The organism is Agrobacterium tumefaciens (assembly GCF_005221385.1).
Classification (GTDB): Bacteria; Pseudomonadota; Alphaproteobacteria; order Rhizobiales; family Rhizobiaceae; genus Agrobacterium; species Agrobacterium tomkonis.
On record NZ_CP039903.1, the window covers coordinates 426762 to 447333 of the forward strand.

The following is a 20572-nucleotide window of genomic DNA, read 5'->3' on the forward strand; positions in this document are numbered from 1 at the left end:
AAGGAACAAAAAAAGAACATTGCAATCCTGAAAAAGCCGTCATACCTTCTGCGCCATGGTGATCAAGGTTTCAAACGAAGCGGCAAGACGAATTTTTCTGGCGCGGCAAGGGCTTTCCTCGCCGCCCGGCAAGGCGCTTTCCAAGGATGGGCTGCTGCAGCTCATCACCGATATCGGTTTTGTGCAGGTGGACAGCATCGGCACGGTGGAGCGCGCCCACCACCAGATCATCTTCTCCCGCAACCAGACCTACAGGCGTGACCATCTGACGACGTTGCTGGAAAAGGACCGCGCGCTTTTCGAGCACTGGACACATGATGCTTCCATCGTGCCGACGGAGTTTTATCCCTATTGGAAACACCGCTTCCGCCGCCGCGAGCCGATCATTCAGGAGCGCTGGCGCAAATGGCACGGTGAAGGCTTCGATGCCGCTTTCGGCGAAACGCTGGAGCGCATCGCCGCAACCGGCCCGGTTCTGGCGCGGGAGCTGAAGGAGGAGGGGTACCAGTCCGGCGGCTGGTGGAACTGGCATCCCTCCAAGACCGCGCTCGAATATCTCTGGCACACCGGCAAGCTCGCGATTGCCGGCCGCGTAAACTTCCAGAAGGTCTATGATCTTGCCGAACGGGTCATTCCCGGTGAGCACCACGAAACCGAGGTGGAGCATGCGGAATTCGTCGACTGGGCCTGTCGGCAGGCGCTGAAGCGGCTGGGTTTCGCCACCCATGGCGAAATCGCCGCGTTTTTCGATCTCGTCACCCCGCAGGAGGCGAGGGACTGGGTCAAAAGCCATCGCGACGAACTCTGCGAGGTCTCACTTCTTGCAAGCGATGGCGACACTGCTCGCCCGTCCTATGCCTTTGCCGGTTTCACCGCCGACCTGACCGACGTGCCGGAACCTTCCGCCCGCGTCCGTGTCCTCAGCCCCTTCGATCCGCTATTGCGTGACCGAAACCGCACGGAGCGGCTGTTCGGCTTTTATTACCGCATCGAGGTCTTCGTGCCCGAGCCGAAACGGCAATATGGCTATTATGTCTTCCCGCTTCTGGAGGGCGACCGCGTGATTGGACGCATCGACATGAAGGCGGATCGCAAGCGCAGCACGCTGGATGTTCGGCGCCTGTGGCTGGAACCGGGCGTGCGTGCCTCGGCGGGTAGGCTGGAGAAGCTTGATGCGGAACTGGTGAGGCTGGCGAAGTTTACCCGGGTGGAGAGCGTGAACTACCTGGAGGGCTGGCGGGAGGAAAACTGAGGTTTTTCGCACGGATGATTCAGGATAGGTCCCCGGGCGCAACGTTACCGATCCGTGATGCCGCTTTTTCACACAGCGTCGCCGCTTGTTTCTTCTCCCCGCCGGGGAGAAGGTGGCCCGAAGGGTCGGATGAGGGGGCAAGCCCTCCGCAATCCGGCAAGGGCGCCCCCTCATCCCGCTGCCGCGAACTTCTCCCCTCGGGGAGAAGAAACAAGGGGCACCCACTCGCTTCACAATTGCCCTGAAAACCAAGGCAAACCCCGAAATCAGCAGATATCCGTCGCCGAAATCTGGATGCCGAAGCCTTCAAGACCGACATAATGCCGTTCGCGGGTGGTCAGCAGCTTGATGGAGCTGATGCCGAGATCTTTCAGGATCTGAGCGCCGAGACCGATTTCCAGCCATTCGTTTTCGCGCGAACGGGCCTGCGCATGCGCCTCGTCCGGATCGCGCGCCTTGCGCCGGCCGGCCACCTGGCCGACGCCGACGGAGCCTTCGCGCAGATAAACGATGACGCCGCGGCCTTCCTCGGCGATCTTCTGCATGTAGTGCCGCACCGGCTGGCGGTCGCCGAACACGTCGTCGGCGACGTTTTCCGGGTGAAGGCGAACAGGAATGTCGACGCCGTCCCTGATGTCACCGAAAATCACCGCCATGTGCTGCATTGGATCCCAGGGCAGGGAATAGGTCTGCGCCTTGGCCGGCCCGAAGGGCGTCTCGATGGTGAAGGAGGATTCCATCTCCACCAGCGTTTCCTTGCGCTGGCGATAGGCGATGAGATCGGCGACGGAAACGTGTTTCATGCCGTGCGTGTCGGCGAAATCCAGAACCTGCGGGCCGCGCATCACGCTGCCGTCGTCATTCACCAGCTCGCTGATGACGCCGATGGGCGGCAGGCCGGCGAGCCGGCAGAGATCGACCGCCGCTTCGGTATGGCCGGAGCGCATCAAGACGCCGCCCTCGCGGGAAATCAGCGGGAAGATATGGCCCGGCCGGGTGAAATCGGATGCGCCGACATTGGGGTTGGCAAGGTTGCGCACCGTCAAGGTGCGGTCGTCGGCGGAAATGCCCGTCGTGGTGCCGTGCTTGAAATCGACGCTGACGGTGAAGGCCGTCGTATGGGCGCTGTCATTTTCCGCCACCATGGCGTTGAGGTTCAGCCGTTTGGCCTCCTCGCGCGGCATGGGCGCGCAGACGATGCCGGAGGTATGACGCACGATCAGCGCCATTTTCTCGGGCGTGCAGTGAACCGCCGAAATGATCAGATCGCCTTCGTTCTCACGGTCGTCATCATCGGTCACGACAACGATTTCCCCGGCTTCGAAAGCGCGGATGGCGTCGACAACGCGTTTCTGGTCATAGGCCATGGCGATATCCCCTCACTTCAGAGCAACGGTTCGTTGCTCTTTTTGTTTCTTTAGCGGATTGTCCGAAAACCGCTTCACACTTTTCGGTCCGCTAAAGCCGGCCGGTCTGGCCGCGATCCCTCAGATAATGGTCGGCAACGGTGCAGGCCACCATCGCCTCGCCGATCGGCACGGCGCGGATGCCGACGCAGGGGTCGTGACGGCCCTTGGTGCGCACATCGACATTGTTACCGTCGGTATCGATGGACAGGCGCTCCGTCAGAATGGAGGAAGTCGGCTTGATGGCGAAACGCGCGATGACTGGCTCACCGGTCGCAATGCCGCCGAGAATGCCGCCGGCATGGTTGGAGAGGAAGATCGGCTTGCCGTCATTGCCCATGCGCATCTGGTCGGCATTTTCCTCGCCGGAAAGCTCGGCGGAGGCGAAACCTTCGCCGATCTCCACGCCCTTGACGGCGTTGATCGACATCAGGCTGGAGGCGATATCCTGATCGAGCTTGGCGTAGATCGGCGCGCCGATGCCGGCCGGAACGCCTTCCGCCACCACTTCGACGACGGCCCCGATGGAGGAGCCGGCCTTGCGGATGCCATCGAGATACTCTTCCCACACCGGCACCATGGCGGCATCGGGGCAGAAGAACGGGTTCTGGTCAACCTGATCCCAATCCCAGTTGTCGCGATTGATCCTGTGCTTGCCGATCTGCACCAGCGCACCGCGCACATTGAGGCTAGGCACCACCTTGCGGGCAATTGCACCGGCGGCGACACGCGCCGCCGTCTCACGCGCGGAGGAGCGTCCGCCGCCGCGATAGTCGCGAATGCCGTATTTCAGGTCATAGGTAAAATCCGCATGGCCGGGACGGAACCGCTTGGCGATCTCGCCGTAATCCTTGGAACGCTGGTCGGTGTTTTCGATCAGCATGGAAATCGGCGTGCCCGTCGTTATCATCGTCTCGCCGTCGTCATCCAGCATCACGCCGGAGAGAACCTTGACGATGTCGTCTTCGCGACGCTGGGTGACGAAACGGCTCTGGCCGGGTTTGCGCTTGTCCATCCAGTGCTGCACCTCGGCAAGCGTGAAGCGCAGGCCGGGCGGGCAGCCATCCACCACGCAGCCAAGTGACGGCCCATGGCTTTCTCCCCAGGTGGTAACGCGAAATAGATGACCGAAGCTGTTATGCGACATAGTTCTCAAGACCGGAATGCAGGGCGCCTGCGGGTAGCGCCGTTTAAAACAAGCGGATTTGTCTTAGTGTAAATCCGGACAAGGCAAAAGCCTTTCTTTCTCAGCGGCCGGATAAGTGCGGTGCGCGCTACGGCAGCTCGCTGCCTTCATCCCTATGGTAGGCATGTCAATGAGGGCGGCGGCGGCGATTCGCACCGGGCGGAGATGTTTTTCGAAATGACGAAAATGTAAAAGCGCCGTGGTTTTCCACGTTAATCCGCAGTTTTCCAATATTGCCGCGAAATGCGGTGTAAAAATCACTAACGGCTTGAACACGATCCCAAATCCGTTCATCAATTGGGCCGAAAATGTCATGGTTGCGGGCAATTTCCGCCACATTCGAAAGGCAATTCTTCATGCATGTAAGGTTTTCACGCAAATCCACGAAAGCTAGATCGATGCGTATGATGATTGCCGCCCTTCTGGCCACCGCCAACCTCCTGATGCCCATCAACAGCTACGCCCAGAGCGTCGATGTGGAAGGCACGATCAGCAAAATCGATGCGAATGGGCTGAGCATTACGCTCAACGACGGCAAGACCTATCGCGTGCCGGAAGAGTTCAATTTCGAAGGCCTGAAAGCCGGCGTCAAGGTCGTCGTTTTCTACACGGAAGTGGATGGCAAACGCGTGGTCGACGATCTTCAGGTCGTGCAGTAAGCAGCTGCCCTTTGCTCAACCCTTATGCCAAACCTCCATTGTGAAACGTGCGTTTGCATCCGCTTCTTCTCCCCGCCGGGGAGAAGGTCGCGGCAGCGGGATGAGGGGCAAGGGTAGAGATACTCGGAGAGAGTGCCCCCTCATCCGACCCTTCGGGCCACCTTCTCCCCGGCGGGGAGAAGAAACCAGCGGCAACGCCGTGCCACATCTAAAGCCTAAAGGGCGACTATGAGAGACAGTGGTTCACGCGCTGTCCGCAACTAACCTTACGAAATCCACTCCGCACTATTCCCGTCGATCTCGACCTTCAAGATCTGGTCCTGCGGGATCTGCGTCCGCGACGCCTCGTCCTTGTCCATGCCTGATACCAGCCGGAAAATCGAGCGGATGACGCCGCCATGGCAGACGCATATCGTCGGCACCTCGACGGAGGAAAGCCATGCGCCGATGCGCCAGGAGAGGATTTCATAGCTTTCGGCGTCCTGGCCGGGGGGAATGAAATCCCACTTGTTGGCTTTGCGCGCCTTCACCCGGTCGGGAAACTCCTTTTTGAGTTCCGGCAGGGTCTGCCCCTCCCAGTCGCCGAAGGAGACTTCGATCAGGCGGTCATCGGTGCGGTAGGCAAGGGGGTCTAGACCCATCGCGCCGCGCATCAGTTCCATGGTCTCGCGCGTGCGCCCGAGCGGGCTTGCCACGTAATCGAAATCCGTGGCCTGTTCTCCCAGCAGGCGCGCCAGAAGCCTGCCATTGCCGACCGCCTGCTGGCGGCCGAAATCGTTGAGCGGAATGTCTTTCTGGCCCTGAAGCCGGCGTATCGCATTCCAGTCCGTTTGTCCGTGACGGATCACATAAACGAGCAAGCCGATACCCCTGTTTCAAGCATTGCCGGAGCGGGATGGTGAAAAATATGCGTGGTTTTCGCCAGAAATCCCGCTCTAATTCCAGTGGCGATCAGTCCTTCACCACCGAAATATCAGGCGCATCCACCGCCTTCATGCCGATGGTGTGGTAACCGGAATCGACATGGTGGATTTCACCTGTCACGGCGGTCGAAAGGTCCGATAGCAGGTAAAGCGCCGACTTGCCGACTTCCTCGATGGAAACGGTGCGCTTCAGCGGCGCATTATATTCGTTCCACTTCAGGATGTAGCGGAAATCGCCGATGCCGGAAGCGGCAAGCGTCTTGATCGGGCCGGCGGAAACGGCGTTGACGCGGATGCCGCGATTGCCGAGATCGACGGCGAGATAACGCACGCTGGCCTCAAGAGCGGCCTTGGCCACGCCCATGACGTTATAGTTCGGCATGACCTTCTCGGCACCGTAATAGGTGAGCGTGATGATCGAGCCGCCATCATTCATGATAGGCTCCGCGCGCTTGGCGACAGCGGCCAGCGAAAAGACGGAAATATCCATGGTGCGGTTGAAATTGTCGCGGCTGGTGTCGAGGTAACGACCCGTCAGCTCGTCCTTGTCGGAAAACGCAATGGCGTGCACAACGAAGTCGATCTTGCCCCAGTGTTTTTCCAGCGAAGCAAAAACGGCATCGATCGTCTCGAGGTCCGTCACGTCACAGTGGCCAGCCATGAAGGCGCCGAGTTCCTGCGCGAGCGGCTCGACGCGCTTCTTCAGCGCATCGCCCTGCCAGGTGAGTGCGAGTTCCGCGCCTGCGTCCGCGCAAGCCTTGGCAATGCCCCAAGCGATTGAACGATTATTGGCGACGCCCATGATGAGGCCGCGTTTGCCAGCCATGAGGCCGGATGCCTGAGCCATTTTATGCTCCCTGATACTTTCGATTGATCCTGCCTATGGCATAGGCTGCAATCCTGTTCAAGATTGTCAAAGATCATCAACTGTTAGGGAGCGTAACAAAGGGTGCGTTGTCCCGGCTATTCGCAAAACTTTCACAAATAGAGGCCTTCGCGCATGTGGCGCATGAGGTCAGTCACCTTTTCATCCGGCTTTTCGAGCAGAACGATACGCAATTCGATGACGAGATCGCCATATTCACCCTTGCCATCGGCAAGGCCCTTGCCGGCAAGCCGCAGCATGCGGTCCGAGCCGGACCATGCCGGGATGCTGAGATTTTCCTCGCCAAGCGGGGTGCGGACTTTCGTTTCGCAGCCCAGCACCGCATCACCAAGCGAGATCGGCAAAGTCGTGTGAATATCGAAGCCGCGAACGGAAAAGGCGTCGTCGCGTGCGGCAAGCAAGGTCACGGCAAGATCGCCGCGTGCCATTCCCGGAAGTTTCAGCCCCTGTCCCTTCAGCCTCACCACATGGCCGTCGGTCATGCCGGGCTCAAGCTGGAAACGGGCTTCCCGCTCTTCGGCAAGCCCAATGGTAACCCATTTGCGCTCCAGAAGATCGGCAACCGTGATGGTGGCTTCGGCTGTAATATCAGGTGCCTTTTCCGGAACCGGCTGCGGCGTGCGGAACCGGCGCACGAGGGCGCTAAAAAGATTGCCGGCAAGCGAGGCGGATGTGGATTTGTCGTCAACGGTGGCCGATTGTGCCGTTTCACCCGTTCCCGGAATGTCGCTTTTCGTGCCGCTGGCCGCAGCCTTGGCCGCTTCCGCCGCCTGTTGCACCTTGGGGTCGTTCTGCGCATCGGCCCCGAAAATACGCTCGACGATATCCTCGGCCGTTTCAGGTTTCCCGTCGGTTTTCTGGCCGGTCTGCGCCCGGTTGCGGGCATCGGCGCGGGCCAGTTCCTCCATCAGCTTCTCAGCTGCCCTGGCACGTTCGGCAGCCTCCCGCGCCGCCTCCCGCTGTTGCATGATGGTTTCGCCACGCTTCTTCTTCTCAGCCGCCTGCCGGGCCTGATCGTAAAGATCGCGCTTTTTGGGGTCTTTCAAAAGGTCATAAGCCTGCCCGATTTCGGCGAATCGCGCCGAAGCATCGGGATCGTCGCGATTGGCGTCCGGATGGACGGTTTTCGCCTTCGTGCGCCAGGCAGCCTTGATTTCCTCATGGCGGGCGTCACGTTTCACGCCGAGGATCGAATATGGATCGCGCATGCGAAACACCAGTTACGTTGGCTCAGTCTGCCGCCGTTCATGGCGCAATCCTGAAACTAACCCCTCCGAAAAGGGATGCCCGCGATCATTCGCGTACACGCCCTCGGTTTAATCAACGTCGACTGTTGCAATAAGTTGCTAATCACTCCTTTACGCAGGACGCGCGGCGCGTGGTGGCCGGCCTTATTCCATGCGCCAAGGTAAATAGATTATTTCTGCTCGAAGCGGGTCATCAACCACTCGCCGGTTTCCGACAGGCAGGCCTGCCCGGAGTAAGCGGCCACGCCTTCGAAGGAGTGGCGCGTCGTCCTGAAATCGCGGCAGACGAAACCGCTGGATCTGTCTTCGTGAATGGCGGTAACCACGCCGGCGCTGCCGGTTGCGGCATTGGCCCAGGGCAGCGGCTGGTCGGCAAGTTTGGCAAGATCGGCCGATGTTACCGCATTGCGGATGGTCGCATCATCGGTCTGCTGGCCGTTATTCTGCTGGTTGGGAACCGAGGCCGTGGAGAGCGAGCGGTCGACCTTGTCGCCGCCGAACAGATCGAGGCTGACACAACCGCTCAGCACCACGAGCATTGACACGACGGCGGAAACTTCCGCGATCGACGAAAGGAGGCCCTTTGTTCGACTGTTCGACTTTGCTATGACGGTCACCATCTTTCGCCAGAAATCATCTCTGGGGTCCAAATCAGCTCGGGAGCATTTTAGTCAATATGTCGGAAATGGGGTTAACATCCAGTGACTTCACGGAAGAAAATGAACCGTTCACGCTTTTTGCCGAATGGCTGAAGGATGCGACGGCTTCCGAAGTCAACGATCCGAACGCGGTTGCACTCGCAACCGTCGATGAAAACGGCCTGCCGAACGTGCGCATGGTGCTGTTGAAAGACGTCGATGATCGCGGCTTCGTTTTCTACACGAATTTCGAAAGCCAGAAGGGCCGTGAAATCCTCGGCCAGAAAAAAGCGGCCATGTGTTTCCACTGGAAAAGCTTGCGACGGCAGGTGCGCCTGCGCGGCGAGGTGGAGATCGTGACGGACGCTGAGGCGGATGCTTATTACGCCTCCCGCCCGCGTGGCAGCCGCATCGGCGCCTGGGCGTCCAAACAGTCACGGCCTCTGGAAGGCCGTTTCGCGCTGGAGAAGGCGGTCGCCGAATATACCGCGAAATATGCCATCGGCGATATTCCGCGCCCGGCCCACTGGTCCGGTTTCCGCATTCGCCCGGTCAGCATCGAATTCTGGCACGACCGCAAATTCCGCCTGCACGACCGCGTCGAATTCCGCCGCGAGACACCGGATGCGCCGTGGTCCAAGGTTCGTATGTATCCTTGAACGCTGCAAAGGCAGGCCGGTGCGGCCTGCCTATTTCAACAGCGAATCGAACAGCGGCAGGCCGATGACGGCGGAAATGGCGATAAGGCCGTAGCAGATGCGCCGGAACGCCGCTTCATCGGCAAATCCGTGCAGGCGCGCGCCGACGTAAAGGCCCGCCCCGTAAAACGGCAGGGCCAGCAGGAAAAAGACGAAGACATCGGCGGTGAAAAGACCACCGAAAAAATAGCTTGCCGTGGAAATCACGGTCGAAACCGCGAAATAAAGAATGACATTGGCGCGCACGAAGGCACCTTTAAGCGCCCCGCCAAGCCAATAGGCGACCACGGGCGGCCCGCCCAATTGCGCAGCGCCGGAAAACAGCCCGGCCAGAAACCCGGTAAACAGGGTCAGAGGCGTCTTTGGCCGTCCGCTGTAACGCCAGCCGGAAAGCAGAAACAATAACAGCACGACGACCACGGTGGAGATGATCCAGCGCAGGGTCAGCGGATCGCCATGGGAAAGCAGCAGGGTTCCAAGCGGGACGCCGACAAGTGCGCCTGCCGCCATGGTGAAGACCTCGCGCCGGTCCGCCATGCGAAAGGCAGGCGGTATCATGCCGAGCGTCAACACGCCGTCCACCACCAGCAGAACCGCTGACGCGATGCGTGGCCCGACGATGGCGCTGGCAAGCGGAATGAAGATGAGTGCCGCGCCGAAGCCGGAAAAGCCACGGGCAAGACCGGCAAGAAAAGCCGCGCCCGCAAACATCGCCAGCAGCGTCGGGCTATGGGCGGTGATGAGCGATGAGAAAAAATCGAGATAAGGCATGGGTGACGGCACTGTTTCGAATGACTGTTCCTATCGCGATGGCGGGCATCTGTCGCGGAGATTTCCGTTCAAGGTCGCGAAACATCCTTTCGGATCGACGCGGCCGGAGAATCGTGGTTAGAGTTGTAACGCACGAACAAAGGATGAACAAATGCTTGCTGACATGATGCGCCGGTTTGAAGAGGCCTCGCAAAAATATGCCGCTGAAAATGGAATATTCCGCGACCCGGACTGGTACATGCTGAAGCTTCAGGAAGAGGTTGGCGAGGTGACGCAGGCCTGGAACCGGCTGACAGGGCGGGCGCGCATCAAGGGCAGGAGCAAAGAGGAGATGAAGGGGGATCTGGCCGACGAAACTGCTGATCTCCTCGGCCATGTGCTGTTGCTGGCCCATTATAACGGTCTCGATATTGAAGGAGCGATCGAGCGTAAGTGGCGTTTCAGGTCGATGGGCTGACGATCCGCTGAAAAGGCTCGATCGTTGCGGTATCGTGCCTTTGGCCTGATGCCTCTATGAGAGCGAGACGATAAAGAACAGGATCGCAAGAACGGCGGCTATCGGGGTCATGACGAGCCGTTCTGGACGGCTCTTCGACATTGCATTCAATCCAACGCTCACCGCAAGATAACAGGCGATGATCCAGATGCCGGGTTCGATCCAGCCTGCCGGCCAGATCTTTGCGAAGCCTGCCTTTTGCAGCGGAAAAGATGCCATAAGGCCATAGATCGCAAGAGAAGCGACACTTGCAATTCTTTGCTTGACCGGCAGCACGCGGCTCGCGCCGCCCCAGGCAAAACGGCCAAAAGGCGCACCGGCGGCGAGGGTGACCTGAAATGCGGAAAGAGCGAGCAATATAAGCGTCGCGAGCGACACGGCCACAAGCATCATGACCACTCCCGTTATGGATGCGCCGACGGAGGCGCTTGACCAATATCGGCGTTCCGGCCGCTACAACCTCCACTATAAGTTCAAACGGCGAAAGGCGTATGACGCGCATTTACGCCACTGCCCACTCTTCAAATCCGTAAAAGCCGTGCGTCTTGCAGCATGTCTGCCACCGCATGCAAATCACCCATGACGGCAACGCACTTCTCCCGCATTTCCTCGGTTGGCGGCGCGACATCCGGTACCATGATTGTCATCATGCCGGCCGAAGAGGCCGAGCGGACGCCGGAATAGGAATCTTCCAGTGCAAGGCAGCGGCCAGGATCGAGGCCGAGGCGCTTTGCGGCAGTGAGATAGGGCATGGGCGCGGGTTTCGGTTCGGTATAATCGCCGCGCGCCACGATGGTGTCGAAGCGCCTGAGAAGGTCGTAAGGGCCGAGGTGGCGGGTGACCGATGTGTGCTGCGACGATGTCGCGATGGCGCGGCGGATATCCAGCCGGTCGAGGAGATCGAGGATTTCGGCGACGCCGGGTTTCAGCGCCACACCCTCCGCCATCATCACACCGAGATGCCGGAGCCATGCGTCGCGAAAAGCGTCTATGGGAAAATCCGCGCCATAGTCGGCAAAGATGGTGCCGGTGATGACATCCCACGGACTGCCGCAGACCTTCTGATAGGTCTCGACCTGCATTCCATGGCCGCCTTCCGCAGAAGCCGCCAGAAATGAATCGCGATAAAGCACCTCGCTTTCAATCAGCAATCCGTCCATGTCGAAAACAACCGCATGCGGGCGAAAGGGCAGCATGGGCTCAACCGAACCGGAAGGGGCGCTCGCCCAAGCTCTCGAATGGGCGGATCAGATAACCGTCCGGATCGGCGACGATGAATTGCCGGTTGCCAACCTCGACCGTCCCGCGCCTGTACCACTTCTCTTCCGGCGCCAGAACGAGGTCGATCGAAGAGCGTTCCAGCCGCGTGAGAATGGGTTGCAGGGAAGGGACGGCGAGCTGCAGGTTCATGCCGCGACCCAGCGGAAACTCAAGCGCGGCATTGTCAGCCACGAAGGTCCGGGTCGCGCCGATCTGGTCGATCATGACCTGTGCCTCATCGAGCGCAAGATAGGCGAAGCCCTCTTCAGGGCGCTCATAAACCACATGAAAACCGATCAGGTCGCAATAAAAGGCGCGGCTTTTCAGCCAATCCGTGACGGCAAGTTCCGGGACGAGGGCATTGCGTATGATGGTCATGGTCTCCTTATGCCGCGCAGGCCCGGCGTTTGGAGGAGGGCCTGCCGTGAGGGTGATCTTATCGTCTTCTCGGCGAGGTGCCAGAGGAAACCTCATCATGGCAGCCATGTGCGATGTTATGGGCTGGGATTGATGCGGCAGGCTCAACGTTTCGCGTGACCGCAACTCTCTCTGCCGTCATGCCAGACTGGATCCGGCATCCAGCCAGCCCAAGTCCCTGGGCTGACAAGACTCTTCTCGCCGTGCAGACGCGCGTCGGCTGGATACCGGCTCAGGGCCGGTATGACGGAATTTGGGACAGACCGTAGTGATCCAAACTCCGAATTCCTTACGCTTTCGTACCGCCGACGGTGATCTGGTCCATGCGCAGATGCGGCTGCCCAACACCGACCGGCACCCATTGCCCGGCCTTGCCGCAATTACCGATGCCCGTATCGAGTTTGGAATCATTGCCGATCATCGATACGCGTTTCATCGCGTCCGGTCCGTTGCCGATCAGCATGGCGCCCTTTACCGGCGCGCCGATCCTGCCGTTTTCGATGAGGTAGGCCTCGGTGCAGCCGAACACGAATTTGCCTGAGGTGATATCCACCTGTCCGCCACCGAAGGAAACGGCATAGATGCCTTGTCTGACGGAGGAGATGATCTCCTCGGGCGTCTTGTCGCCTGATAGCATGTAGGTATTGGTCATGCGTGGCATCGGCACATGCGAATAACCCTGCCGGCGACCATTACCGGTGGCCTTTGCGCCCATCAGCCGGGCATTCTGGCGGTCCTGCATATAGCCCACCAGCCTGCCGTTCTCGATCAGCACATTATAAGCGGACGGCGTACCCTCGTCGTCGATGGTGAGTGAGCCGCGACGGCTGTCGATGGTGCCGTCATCCACGACAGTCACGCCGGGGGCGGCCACCATCTCACCCATCAGGCCGGCAAAGGCCGATGTCTTCTTGCGGTTGAAATCGCCTTCCAGACCGTGACCGACCGCCTCATGCAGCATCACGCCCGGCCAGCCGGAGCCGAGCACCACATCCATGGTGCCGGCCGGTGCATCGATGGCGGTCAGGTTGACGAGCGCCTGGCGCAACGCTTCATCCGCACCGCGCTGCCAGCTTTCCGTGGTAATGAAATCGCCAAAACCGACGCGGCCGCCAATGCCGTAGGAGCCGCTTTCCTGCCGGTCGCCGTCACCCCCCACCACGGAAATGTTGATGCGGGTCATGGGCCTGATGTCGCTGACGCGATGACCATCGGCGCGCAGTATGTCCACCACCTGCCAGCTGGCGGAAATCGTCGCCGTCACCTGCCGGACGTTTTCGTCCTTGTCGCGCAGATAGGCGTCGATATCGGTGAGAAGTTTCACCTTCTCTTCAAAGCTCGGGCTGCCGATCGGGTTTTCGTCGCCGTAAAGTTTCTTGTTGGTGCGCTGGGGCGCGGCGGCATAGGAGCCGGAATAACCGCGGGTGACAGCGCCGACTGCATCCGAAGCGCGCTTCAGCGCACCTTGCGAAAGCTCGCCGGCATGGGCGTAACCCACCGTCTCGCCGGCAACGGCGCGCAGGCCAAAACCCTGATCCGTGTTGAAAGAGCCGCCCTTGAGCCGGCCATTGTCGAAGGTTAGCGATTCGGCCTGGGCATGTTCGATGAACAGCTCGCCATCGTCAGCGCCGGCAAGCGCCTCTCCGACGAGCTTGCGCAATTGCGTTTCATCGCAATCGAAGAGTTTTACAAGATCGTCGGTCATGGGAGGCTCCAGTCATTATCGTTCAATGACCGATTTAGGCACTGGAGCGGGCAGACGCAAGGCTGCCCGTCGACGACGAGGCGTTACGGCAGCGCGTCGTAGCCTTCGGCAAAGCCGGTCAGCTCGATCGGAATGCCGACACGGTCCTGATCGACGGATTCACGCAGCGCAAAAACGGCGGCCTTGCCGGCGCGCAGAACCTTCAGCAGCTCATCGTCAATATCCACTTCCACATAGCAGCCTTCGGAGAAGCAGCGGGTGAAATAGGCGCGGCCGATATTATTGTTGTCGATATAAAGCTCCATGCCGTCCTTCAGGAGAACGCCGAGCGGTGCGAGGATACGCAGGATGCGCGACTTGCGATCGGCGGTCTTCAACACCACCACCGAAAGCCCCACTTCCGGGCGGTCGTCGGCAATCACGTTCTGCATCAGGGCGCATTGTTCTTCCGACGCACCCGCCGGTTTGTCGCAGATGACAGACCATGCGCCATGCGTCGACTTCGGCGTGCCGGGCGGCTGCTGTTGCGCCAGCGCCGCAGCGGCGGGGGCGATGATGGCAAGACCGGCGGCGGCAAGAAAAGTGCGCGCGAGCGGGGAAAGACGCATGGATACCTCTGGGATTCGAATCAGTGCGGCTATTTTGACGCCATAATCCGGAAAAAAAAGCCTTGGAACCTCAATTCCAGCGGAGTTGGGCGGAAATAGGACCTTTCTGCTTTGTTTATGTCCGTAATTTCTCCGTCCGCCACGCCGCGTCCGGCCCGCGCTGGCAGGCCGCAAAACCCTCTGAAAGAAGGGCCTGTGCCGCATTTTGACTGTTTGAAAGCGGTCGCGGCCTATCCATTCGGGTGCGGAGTGCGGGAAAGTCGACCGCCAATTGACCAATGGCAAAATTGGCGGACATCCGTGTCCCGACGCATATTGCGGCAGAGGACAAACTGTGGTTTGAAGTTAGTACCATTAGCATGGATTCTGCGTCTGTGATTGATCTAGATCAGACGCGCGAGGGAGAGGGTACCGTGAGGAATAGGATTTACGCAGCATTGGCGGGGATGACCTGTCTGCTCACGGCTGTCGGCGCCCACGCCGATCAGCCGGTGCATTGGCAAATGGGCATGCAGGAGGCCGCCACGCCGATCATGCACGAAATACGCTGGTTCGAACAATATACGCTTTGGTTCATTGTTCCGGTTACGCTTTTCGTTCTTGCGCTGCTCATCATCGTCGCCCTGAAATTCCGCGCCGCGAAAAATCCGGTGGCGTCCAAGACCAGCCATAACACGGCGATCGAGGTGGTATGGACGCTGGCGCCGGTACTCATTCTCCTGTTCCTTGCTTTCCCTTCGTTCAATCTTCTGAACGCGCAGCTGACCCAGCCGGAAAACCCGGACCTGACGCTGAAGGCGACCGCCACGCAATGGCTGTGGAGCTATGAATATGCCGCCGCCGAGGGCGCCGAGCCGCTCTCCTTCGACAGCTATCTGCTGAAGGAGCAGGATCGCGCTGCTGCGGGCAAGGAGGACAAGGCCCGCTATCCGCGTCTTCTTGCGGTCGACAATGAAATGGTCGTTCCGGTCGGCAAGACCGTTCGCCTTCTGGTGACGGCGGCTCCGACCGATGTCATCCACGCCTTCGCCATGCCCGCTTTCGGCGTCAAGATCGATGCCGTTCCGGGCCGCCTCAACGAAACATGGTTCAAGCCGGAGAAGGAAGGCCTTTATTACGGCCAGTGTTCCGAGCTTTGCGGCAAGGACCACGCCTTCATGCCCATCGCCATTCGGGTGGTTTCCGAACAGCAATATAATGCCTGGCACGCCGCCGCCGCTTCAGATCTGAACGGCGCGAACCGGGCGCTGATGGCCTCCGTCGACGGCGCTCCGCGCACGGTCGACGTTGCCGCCAACGAAACCAACTGACGACTGGAGTGACGACAATGGCTGGACCTTCCGCACACGACGATCATCACTCGCATGGTCAAGACGCGCATGCGCATGACGATCATTCGCATGATCATTCCCATAAGCCGGGCTTTTTCGCCCGCTGGTTCCTGTCCACCAACCATAAGGACATCGGCACGCTCTACCTGATCTTCGCGATCATGGCTGGTATCATCGGCGGCGGGCTTTCGGTCGTCATGCGCATGGAGCTGCAGGAGCCGGGCATCCAGATCTTCCACGGTCTGGCTTCCATGGTCTACGGCTTCGAGGGCGACGCCGCCATCGACGGCGGCAAGCACATGTTCAACGTGTTCACCACGGCGCATGCGCTCATCATGATCTTCTTCATGGTCATGCCGGCGATGATCGGCGGTTTTGCCAACTGGATGATCCCGATCATGATCGGCGCTCCTGACATGGCTTTCCCGCGCCTCAACAATATTTCCTTCTGGCTGATCGTTCCGGCCTTCATCCTGCTGCTCCTGTCGCTCTTCGTCGAAGGTCCGGCGGGTGCTTATGGTGTGGGCGGCGGCTGGACCATGTATCCGCCGCTATCGACCAGCGGCATGCCGGGACCGGCGGTGGATCTGGCGATCTTCTCGTTGCACGTCGCCGGCGCGTCCTCCATCCTTGGCGCCATCAACTTCATCACCACCATTCTCAACATGCGCGCCCCGGGCATGACGCTGCACAAGATGCCGCTGTTTGCCTGGTCGGTTCTCGTCACCGCATTCCTGCTCCTGCTGTCGCTGCCGGTTCTGGCGGGTGGCATCACCATGCTTCTGACCGACCGTAACTTCGGCACGGCGTTCTTCTCGCCGGAAGGCGGCGGTGATCCGATCCTCTACCAGCACCTGTTTTGGTTCTTCGGCCATCCGGAAGTGTACATCCTGATCCTGCCCGGCTTCGGCATCATCAGCCACATCATTTCCACCTTCTCCAAGAAGCCGGTCTTCGGTTATCTCGGCATGGCCTATGCCATGGTCGCCATCGGCGCGGTCGGCTTCATCGTCTGGGCGCACCACATGTATACGGTCGGCCTGTCGCTCGAAGCACAGCGTTATTTCGTTTTCGCCACCATGGTCATCGCGGTGCCGACAGGTATCAAGATCTTCTCGTGGATCGCGACCATGTGGGGTGGTTCGCTGACCTTCTCGACACCGATGATCTGGGCGATCGGCTTCATCTTCCTGTTCACGGTCGGTGGCGTTACCGGCGTGCAGCTCGCCAATGCCGGTCTCGACCGCTCGCTGCATGACACCTATTACGTGGTGGCCCACTTCCACTACGTGCTGTCGCTGGGTGCGGTCTTCGCGATCTTTGCCGGCTGGTATTACTGGTTCCCGAAGATCACCGGCTACATGTATAGCGAGTTCATCGGCAAGCTGCATTTCTGGGTCATGTTCGTCGGCGTGAACCTGATTTTCTTCCCGCAGCACTTCCTTGGCCTCGCCGGCATGCCGCGCCGCTACATCGATTATCCCGATGCCTATGCCGGCTGGAACCTGGTGTCTTCTTACGGCTCCTATATCTCGGCCGTTGCTGTTGGCATCTTCCTCTTCGGCGTCTGGGAAGCCTTCGCCAAGAAGCGGATCGCCGGCAACAATCCCTGGGGTGAGGGTGCAACGACGCTCGAATGGCAGCTGTCTTCGCCGCCGCCTTACCACCAGTGGGAACAGCTTCCGCGCATTCGCTGAATGCCGGACCGGAAAGCGCGGGCGCTGCTCGCGCATTCCGGTTGCTGAAAAAGGGGACGGCGTGGTTGCGCCCGTGCCGTTTCCAAAGGCGGGAGGTCCGCCGCTGCGTGACATTTTGTCCAAGCGAAGCTTGTCGTCCGACATGATACATGCCCGGATGTGATAAATGCCAAGTTTGGCCTTTATGAATGAGCAGGCGCAGACGAGTAGCGGGGTGGGCGCGGCGACAGGCCGGGCGAATGACATCGGTTTTGGCCGATGCGGCCCATGCCGAAACGTTCGGACCCAATGAATTGACGCATCGCGCATGCCGGAAATCACATTCGTTTTCGGGCCGGTGCAAGGGATGTCGCGGCAAGTGGCATCTGAAGGAAAACAGGACAGGAAATGACCGTTATCGACAATCGCGACATGCTGGGTGTTGAAAGCTCCGAACTCTCGGAAGCCGGCGCGCGCGATTATTTCGAATTGCTGAAACCGCGCGTCATGTCGCTCGTCGTCTTCACGGCCTTTGCGGGCCTCGTGCTGGCGCCGGGTGAAATCAATCCGGTGCTTGGGCTCATCGCCATTCTCTGCATCGCCGTCGGCGCCGGCGCGTCCGGCGCGCTCAACATGTGGTACGATGCCGATATCGACGCCGTGATGAGCCGAACCGCAAAGCGGCCGATCCCTTCGGGCCGTATCGCGCCGCGTGAGGCCTTGGCCTTCGGGCTGACGCTGTCGGCCTTTTCGGTGGTCATCCTCGGCCTTGCGGTCAACTGGTTCTCCGCCGGTCTGCTCGCCTTCACCATCTTTTTTTACGCCGTCGTTTATACGATGTGGCTGAAGCGCTCGACGCCACAGAACATCGTCATCGGCGGTGCTGCCGGCGCTTTCCCGCCCATGCTCGGCTGGGCCTGTGTCACCGGCGGCGTTTCGCTTGATAGTATCATCCTGTTCCTCATCATCTTTTTATGGACGCCGGCGCATTTCTGGGCGCTGGCGCTGTTCAAGATGCGCGATTACGGCTCCGTCGGCATTCCGATGATGCCCAATGTGGCCGGCGAACGCTCCACCAAGAACCAGATGATCGTTTACGCCGTGCTGACGGCGGCCGCGGCCGTCGCGCCGTATTTCACGGGTCTGGCGAGCGGCGGTTACGGCATTTTCGCGGCCGTGCTGAGTGCGATCTTCATCTACTGTTCGCTCGATGTCCGGCGCATGCCTGAGGGTGACGAGAAGATGCTGCCCGCCAAGAAGATGTTCGCCTATTCGGTGCTTTACCTCTTCGCCATCTTTTCCGGCCTTCTGGCCGATCATTTCGCTCCGGCCCTGAAGGCCGTGATTTCGGGAGTTCTGTGATGGAAACGGTGGAACTGAGCGCGGCGCAGAAAAAATCGAGACGCGGGCGCAATATCGCGCTCGGCGTCCTGCTCGCCGGTCTGGTGGTGCTGTTCTACGTCATCACCATCATCAAGATTGGCTCGCATTGACGATCTGACTGGAGGAGAGGAGGAGGAGAACATGGCAAATATGGAAGCGCAGACGGCGGGGACCGGTAAGCAGCGTGTGAGCAACCGCTCCATTCTCGTACTCTGTCTTGTGTTTTTCTGCGGCATGATCGGCATGGCCTATGCCGCCGTGCCCCTTTATACGCTGTTCTGCCGCGTCACCGGCTATAACGGCACGACCCAGCGCGTCGAGCAATATTCCGACGTCATCCTCGACAAGACCATCAACGTCACCTTCGACGCCAACACGTCGAACGGCCTCAACTGGGATTTCCAGCCGGTCGACAGGAAGGTCACGCCGAAGATCGGCGAAACGGTGCAGGTCACCTTCAAGGCGACCAACCGCTCACCCGTGGCGACCACGGGAACGGCGGTCTTCAACGTCACGCCGATGGAGGCGGGCGCCTATTTCAACAAGGTGGAGTGTTTCTGCTTCACCGAAACGACGCTGCAGCCGGGCGAAACACTGGAAATGCCGGTGGTCTTTTTCGTCGATCCTGACATCGCCACGGCGCGCGAAACCAAGAGCATTCATACTTTGACGCTGTCCTATACGTTTTATCCGGCCAAAACCGAAAAACCGGTTGCGTCCTTGCCGGTAAAGACTGAATCTGGCGAAAGCAAATTGTGAGAGGTGATCTGGCCTTCTTGAGGCCGGATCAGGGAAGAGATACCAGGGGATTGTCGCAATGGCAGATACGCATCAGAAGAACCACGATTACCACATCATAGACCCAAGCCCCTGGCCGCTTCTGGCCTCGATCGGCGCCTTCATCCTGACCTTTGGTGGCGTCTGTTACATGCGCTACCTGTCGGGTGGCTCCTTCAAGCTGTTCGGTGCGGAACTCGCCAACCCCTGGCTTTTCTATATCGGCCTCGTCATCGTGCTTTACACCATGTATGCGTGGTGGGCGGATACGATCAAGGAAGCCAATGAGGGCAGCCATACCCGCGTCGTGTCGCTGCATCTGCGTTACGGCATGATCATGTTCATCGCTTCGGAAGTGATGTTCTTCGTCGCGTGGTTCTGGGCCTATTTCGATGCGAGCCTGTTCCCGCACGAAGCCATTCAGGCGTCCCGCCTTGAATATACCGGCGGTCAATGGCCGCCCAAGGGCATCGAGGTCATCGATCCCTGGCATCTGCCGCTCTACAACACCGTCATCCTGCTTCTGTCGGGCACATGCGTCACCTGGGCGCACCATGCGCTGCTGCATAATGACCGCAAGGGCCTGATCAGCGGCCTGGCGCTCACCGTGGCGCTCGGCGTGTTGTTCTCCACCGTGCAGGTTTACGAATACATTCACGCGCCGTTCGATTTCAAGAACTCGATCTATGGCGCGACCTTCTTCATGGCCACCGGTTTCCACGGTTTCCACGTCTTCGTCGGCACGGTCTTCCTTCTGGTTTGCCTGTTCCGTGCCATTGCCGGCGGTTTCACGCCCAAGCAGCATTTCGGCTTCGAGGCGGCTGCCTGGTACTGGCACTTCGTTGACGTCGTCTGGCTGTTCCTGTTCTTCGCCATCTACATCTGGGGTGGCTGGGGCGCGCCGGTTCACGGGTAAACGACGCCGGATAGGGCCTCGCCCGGAGCAAGGCATTGCGTGTGAGGGGATGGGTCCCACTTGTTTCTTCTCCCCGCCGGGGAGAAGTCCGCGGCAGCGGGATGAGGGGGCGGGAGTGGAGATATCCGGAGAGCTTGCCCCCTCATCCGACCCTTCGGGCCACCTTCTCCCCGGCGGGGAGAAGAAAGTCGCGGCGCCGTTGGGCAACAAACAAGTGCCCGGGTTTTGAGGCAAGCTTCCAAGAGATTTGACGTCATCCTCGGGCTTGACCCGAGGATCCATAGCTCGCTGAAATCGTGGGTCCCCGGGTCAAGCCCGAGGATGACGGAGGAGGGGT

General features: G+C 59.8%; 23 protein-coding genes. 10 read left to right on the top strand and 13 right to left on the bottom strand.

From position 1 onward, the window contains the following. Positions 1 to 55 precede the first annotated feature (55 nt). Positions 56 to 1252 (top strand): winged helix-turn-helix domain-containing protein, encoded by a 1197-nt coding sequence (locus CFBP6623_RS02135; protein ID WP_046798488.1) that lies wholly within the window; start codon positions 56 to 58, stop codon positions 1250 to 1252. 266 nt (positions 1253 to 1518) lie between these two features. On the opposite strand, the gene ribB is transcribed toward CFBP6623_RS02135, so the two are convergent. The 3 genes from ribB to CFBP6623_RS26665 form a co-directional block, all read right to left on the bottom strand. Continuing rightward, the gene (ribB, locus tag CFBP6623_RS02140) at positions 1519 to 2619 is read right to left on the bottom strand and encodes a 3,4-dihydroxy-2-butanone-4-phosphate synthase (protein ID WP_046798489.1); all 1101 of its coding nucleotides are present in this window, start codon (positions 2617 to 2619) and stop codon (positions 1519 to 1521) included. Positions 2620 to 2710: 91 nt separating this feature from the next. Continuing rightward, positions 2711 to 3805, bottom strand: coding sequence for a chorismate synthase (aroC, locus tag CFBP6623_RS02145; RefSeq protein ID WP_046798490.1), 1095 nt, complete (start codon positions 3803 to 3805; stop codon positions 2711 to 2713). 63 nt (positions 3806 to 3868) lie between these two features. After that, positions 3869 to 4159 carry a hypothetical protein gene (locus CFBP6623_RS26665; protein ID WP_162249025.1) on the bottom strand — a complete coding sequence of 97 codons (291 nt, stop codon included), beginning with the start codon at positions 4157 to 4159 and terminating at the stop codon, positions 3869 to 3871. Positions 4160 to 4242: 83 nt separating this feature from the next. Between CFBP6623_RS26665 and CFBP6623_RS02155 the strand changes: the two genes are divergently transcribed. Next, positions 4243 to 4503: a DUF1344 domain-containing protein gene (locus tag CFBP6623_RS02155; protein WP_046798492.1), complete on the top strand. Its 261-nt coding sequence runs from the start codon at positions 4243 to 4245 to the stop codon at positions 4501 to 4503. Positions 4504 to 4769: 266 nt separating this feature from the next. Here the strand turns inward: CFBP6623_RS02155 and CFBP6623_RS02160 are convergent, their stop codons facing one another. From CFBP6623_RS02160 to CFBP6623_RS02175, 4 genes are all read right to left on the bottom strand, one after another. Next, complete coding sequence (locus tag CFBP6623_RS02160; protein ID WP_046798493.1) at positions 4770 to 5363, bottom strand: histidine phosphatase family protein; 594 nt, start codon at positions 5361 to 5363, stop codon at positions 4770 to 4772. A 91-nt stretch (positions 5364 to 5454) separates the two neighbouring features. Beyond that, a complete protein-coding gene (fabI, locus tag CFBP6623_RS02165; protein WP_046798494.1) occupies positions 5455 to 6273 on the bottom strand; it encodes an enoyl-ACP reductase FabI in 819 nt (272 codons plus the stop codon). A 131-nt stretch (positions 6274 to 6404) separates the two neighbouring features. Next, entirely contained in the window at positions 6405 to 7520 is a 1116-nt protein-coding gene (locus CFBP6623_RS02170; protein ID WP_046798495.1) for a DnaJ C-terminal domain-containing protein, read from the bottom strand. A gap of 209 nt (positions 7521 to 7729) precedes the next feature. Further along, positions 7730 to 8179: an RT0821/Lpp0805 family surface protein gene (locus CFBP6623_RS02175; protein WP_046798496.1), complete on the bottom strand. Its 450-nt coding sequence runs from the start codon at positions 8177 to 8179 to the stop codon at positions 7730 to 7732. A 56-nt stretch (positions 8180 to 8235) separates the two neighbouring features. Between CFBP6623_RS02175 and pdxH the strand changes: the two genes are divergently transcribed. After that, positions 8236 to 8856 carry a pyridoxamine 5'-phosphate oxidase gene (pdxH, locus tag CFBP6623_RS02180; protein ID WP_046798497.1) on the top strand — a complete coding sequence of 207 codons (621 nt, stop codon included), beginning with the start codon at positions 8236 to 8238 and terminating at the stop codon, positions 8854 to 8856. 30 nt (positions 8857 to 8886) lie between these two features. On the opposite strand, the gene CFBP6623_RS02185 is transcribed toward pdxH, so the two are convergent. Next, positions 8887 to 9666 carry a sulfite exporter TauE/SafE family protein gene (locus tag CFBP6623_RS02185; protein WP_046798498.1) on the bottom strand — a complete coding sequence of 260 codons (780 nt, stop codon included), beginning with the start codon at positions 9664 to 9666 and terminating at the stop codon, positions 8887 to 8889. A 151-nt stretch (positions 9667 to 9817) separates the two neighbouring features. Between CFBP6623_RS02185 and CFBP6623_RS02190 the strand changes: the two genes are divergently transcribed. Then, positions 9818 to 10123, top strand: a complete 306-nt coding sequence (locus tag CFBP6623_RS02190) for a MazG nucleotide pyrophosphohydrolase domain-containing protein (protein WP_046798499.1) — start codon at positions 9818 to 9820, stop codon at positions 10121 to 10123. Between the two features lie 54 nt (positions 10124 to 10177). Here CFBP6623_RS02190 and CFBP6623_RS02195 read toward each other — a convergent pair whose 3' ends face one another. The 5 genes from CFBP6623_RS02195 to CFBP6623_RS02215 all read right to left on the bottom strand — a co-directional run bounded on the left by CFBP6623_RS02195 (position 10178) and on the right by CFBP6623_RS02215 (position 14152). Then, positions 10178 to 10555, bottom strand: coding sequence for a hypothetical protein (locus CFBP6623_RS02195; protein ID WP_046798500.1), 378 nt, complete (start codon positions 10553 to 10555; stop codon positions 10178 to 10180). Between the two features lie 128 nt (positions 10556 to 10683). Further along, a complete protein-coding gene (locus tag CFBP6623_RS02200; protein WP_046798501.1) occupies positions 10684 to 11358 on the bottom strand; it encodes an HAD family hydrolase in 675 nt (224 codons plus the stop codon). A gap of 4 nt (positions 11359 to 11362) precedes the next feature. Continuing rightward, positions 11363 to 11800, bottom strand: coding sequence for a bleomycin resistance protein (locus CFBP6623_RS02205; RefSeq protein ID WP_046798502.1), 438 nt, complete (start codon positions 11798 to 11800; stop codon positions 11363 to 11365). Positions 11801 to 12128: 328 nt separating this feature from the next. Beyond that, on the bottom strand, positions 12129 to 13544 hold the full coding sequence (gene tldD / locus CFBP6623_RS02210; RefSeq protein WP_080842252.1) for a metalloprotease TldD: 1416 nt from the start codon (positions 13542 to 13544) through the stop codon (positions 12129 to 12131). A gap of 83 nt (positions 13545 to 13627) precedes the next feature. Continuing rightward, on the bottom strand, positions 13628 to 14152 hold the full coding sequence (locus tag CFBP6623_RS02215) for an invasion associated locus B family protein (RefSeq protein ID WP_003494243.1): 525 nt from the start codon (positions 14150 to 14152) through the stop codon (positions 13628 to 13630). A gap of 446 nt (positions 14153 to 14598) precedes the next feature. Between CFBP6623_RS02215 and coxB the strand changes: the two genes are divergently transcribed. The 6 genes from coxB to CFBP6623_RS02245 all read left to right on the top strand — a co-directional run bounded on the left by coxB (position 14599) and on the right by CFBP6623_RS02245 (position 20235). Further along, complete coding sequence (coxB, locus tag CFBP6623_RS02220) at positions 14599 to 15462, top strand: cytochrome c oxidase subunit II (protein ID WP_046798504.1); 864 nt, start codon at positions 14599 to 14601, stop codon at positions 15460 to 15462. A 17-nt stretch (positions 15463 to 15479) separates the two neighbouring features. Beyond that, the gene (gene ctaD, locus CFBP6623_RS02225; protein WP_046798505.1) at positions 15480 to 17180 is read left to right on the top strand and encodes a cytochrome c oxidase subunit I; all 1701 of its coding nucleotides are present in this window, start codon (positions 15480 to 15482) and stop codon (positions 17178 to 17180) included. 387 nt (positions 17181 to 17567) lie between these two features. Next, positions 17568 to 18521 (top strand): heme o synthase, encoded by a 954-nt coding sequence (locus tag CFBP6623_RS02230; protein WP_046798506.1) that lies wholly within the window; start codon positions 17568 to 17570, stop codon positions 18519 to 18521. Further along, on the top strand, positions 18521 to 18652 hold the full coding sequence (locus CFBP6623_RS27180) for a hypothetical protein (protein ID WP_003509137.1): 132 nt from the start codon (positions 18521 to 18523) through the stop codon (positions 18650 to 18652). The genes CFBP6623_RS02230 and CFBP6623_RS27180 overlap by 1 nt, the downstream gene beginning before the upstream one ends. A gap of 31 nt (positions 18653 to 18683) precedes the next feature. After that, on the top strand, positions 18684 to 19301 hold the full coding sequence (locus CFBP6623_RS02240; protein WP_046798507.1) for a cytochrome c oxidase assembly protein: 618 nt from the start codon (positions 18684 to 18686) through the stop codon (positions 19299 to 19301). 58 nt (positions 19302 to 19359) lie between these two features. Next, positions 19360 to 20235: a cytochrome c oxidase subunit 3 gene (locus CFBP6623_RS02245; RefSeq protein WP_046798508.1), complete on the top strand. Its 876-nt coding sequence runs from the start codon at positions 19360 to 19362 to the stop codon at positions 20233 to 20235. The last annotated feature ends 337 nt before the right edge of the window (positions 20236 to 20572 follow it).

Bases quoted from the DNA above. Each gene is read 5' to 3' on its own strand.
- CFBP6623_RS02135 (WP_046798488.1), top strand. From the start codon at position 56: ATGGTGATCAAGGTTTCAAACGAAGCGGCAAGACGAATTTTTCTGGCG.
- ribB (WP_046798489.1), bottom strand. From the start codon at position 2,619: ATGGCCTATGACCAGAAACGCGTTGTCGACGCCATCCGCGCTTTCGAA.
- aroC (WP_046798490.1), bottom strand. From the start codon at position 3,805: ATGTCGCATAACAGCTTCGGTCATCTATTTCGCGTTACCACCTGGGGA.
- CFBP6623_RS26665 (WP_162249025.1), bottom strand. From the start codon at position 4,159: ATGACATTTTCGGCCCAATTGATGAACGGATTTGGGATCGTGTTCAAG.
- CFBP6623_RS02155 (WP_046798492.1), top strand. From the start codon at position 4,243: ATGCGTATGATGATTGCCGCCCTTCTGGCCACCGCCAACCTCCTGATG.
- fabI (WP_046798494.1), bottom strand. From the start codon at position 6,273: ATGGCTCAGGCATCCGGCCTCATGGCTGGCAAACGCGGCCTCATCATG.
- CFBP6623_RS02170 (WP_046798495.1), bottom strand. From the start codon at position 7,520: ATGCGCGATCCATATTCGATCCTCGGCGTGAAACGTGACGCCCGCCAT.
- CFBP6623_RS02175 (WP_046798496.1), bottom strand. From the start codon at position 8,179: ATGGTGACCGTCATAGCAAAGTCGAACAGTCGAACAAAGGGCCTCCTT.
- pdxH (WP_046798497.1), top strand. From the start codon at position 8,236: ATGTCGGAAATGGGGTTAACATCCAGTGACTTCACGGAAGAAAATGAA.
- CFBP6623_RS02185 (WP_046798498.1), bottom strand. From the start codon at position 9,666: ATGCCTTATCTCGATTTTTTCTCATCGCTCATCACCGCCCATAGCCCG.
- CFBP6623_RS02190 (WP_046798499.1), top strand. From the start codon at position 9,818: ATGCTTGCTGACATGATGCGCCGGTTTGAAGAGGCCTCGCAAAAATAT.
- CFBP6623_RS02195 (WP_046798500.1), bottom strand. From the start codon at position 10,555: ATGATGCTTGTGGCCGTGTCGCTCGCGACGCTTATATTGCTCGCTCTT.
- CFBP6623_RS02200 (WP_046798501.1), bottom strand. From the start codon at position 11,358: ATGCTGCCCTTTCGCCCGCATGCGGTTGTTTTCGACATGGACGGATTG.
- CFBP6623_RS02205 (WP_046798502.1), bottom strand. From the start codon at position 11,800: ATGACCATCATACGCAATGCCCTCGTCCCGGAACTTGCCGTCACGGAT.
- tldD (WP_080842252.1), bottom strand. From the start codon at position 13,544: ATGACCGACGATCTTGTAAAACTCTTCGATTGCGATGAAACGCAATTG.
- CFBP6623_RS02215 (WP_003494243.1), bottom strand. From the start codon at position 14,152: ATGCGTCTTTCCCCGCTCGCGCGCACTTTTCTTGCCGCCGCCGGTCTT.
- coxB (WP_046798504.1), top strand. From the start codon at position 14,599: ATGACCTGTCTGCTCACGGCTGTCGGCGCCCACGCCGATCAGCCGGTG.
- ctaD (WP_046798505.1), top strand. From the start codon at position 15,480: ATGGCTGGACCTTCCGCACACGACGATCATCACTCGCATGGTCAAGAC.
- CFBP6623_RS02230 (WP_046798506.1), top strand. From the start codon at position 17,568: ATGACCGTTATCGACAATCGCGACATGCTGGGTGTTGAAAGCTCCGAA.
- CFBP6623_RS27180 (WP_003509137.1), top strand. From the start codon at position 18,521: ATGGAAACGGTGGAACTGAGCGCGGCGCAGAAAAAATCGAGACGCGGG.
- CFBP6623_RS02240 (WP_046798507.1), top strand. From the start codon at position 18,684: ATGGCAAATATGGAAGCGCAGACGGCGGGGACCGGTAAGCAGCGTGTG.
- CFBP6623_RS02245 (WP_046798508.1), top strand. From the start codon at position 19,360: ATGGCAGATACGCATCAGAAGAACCACGATTACCACATCATAGACCCA.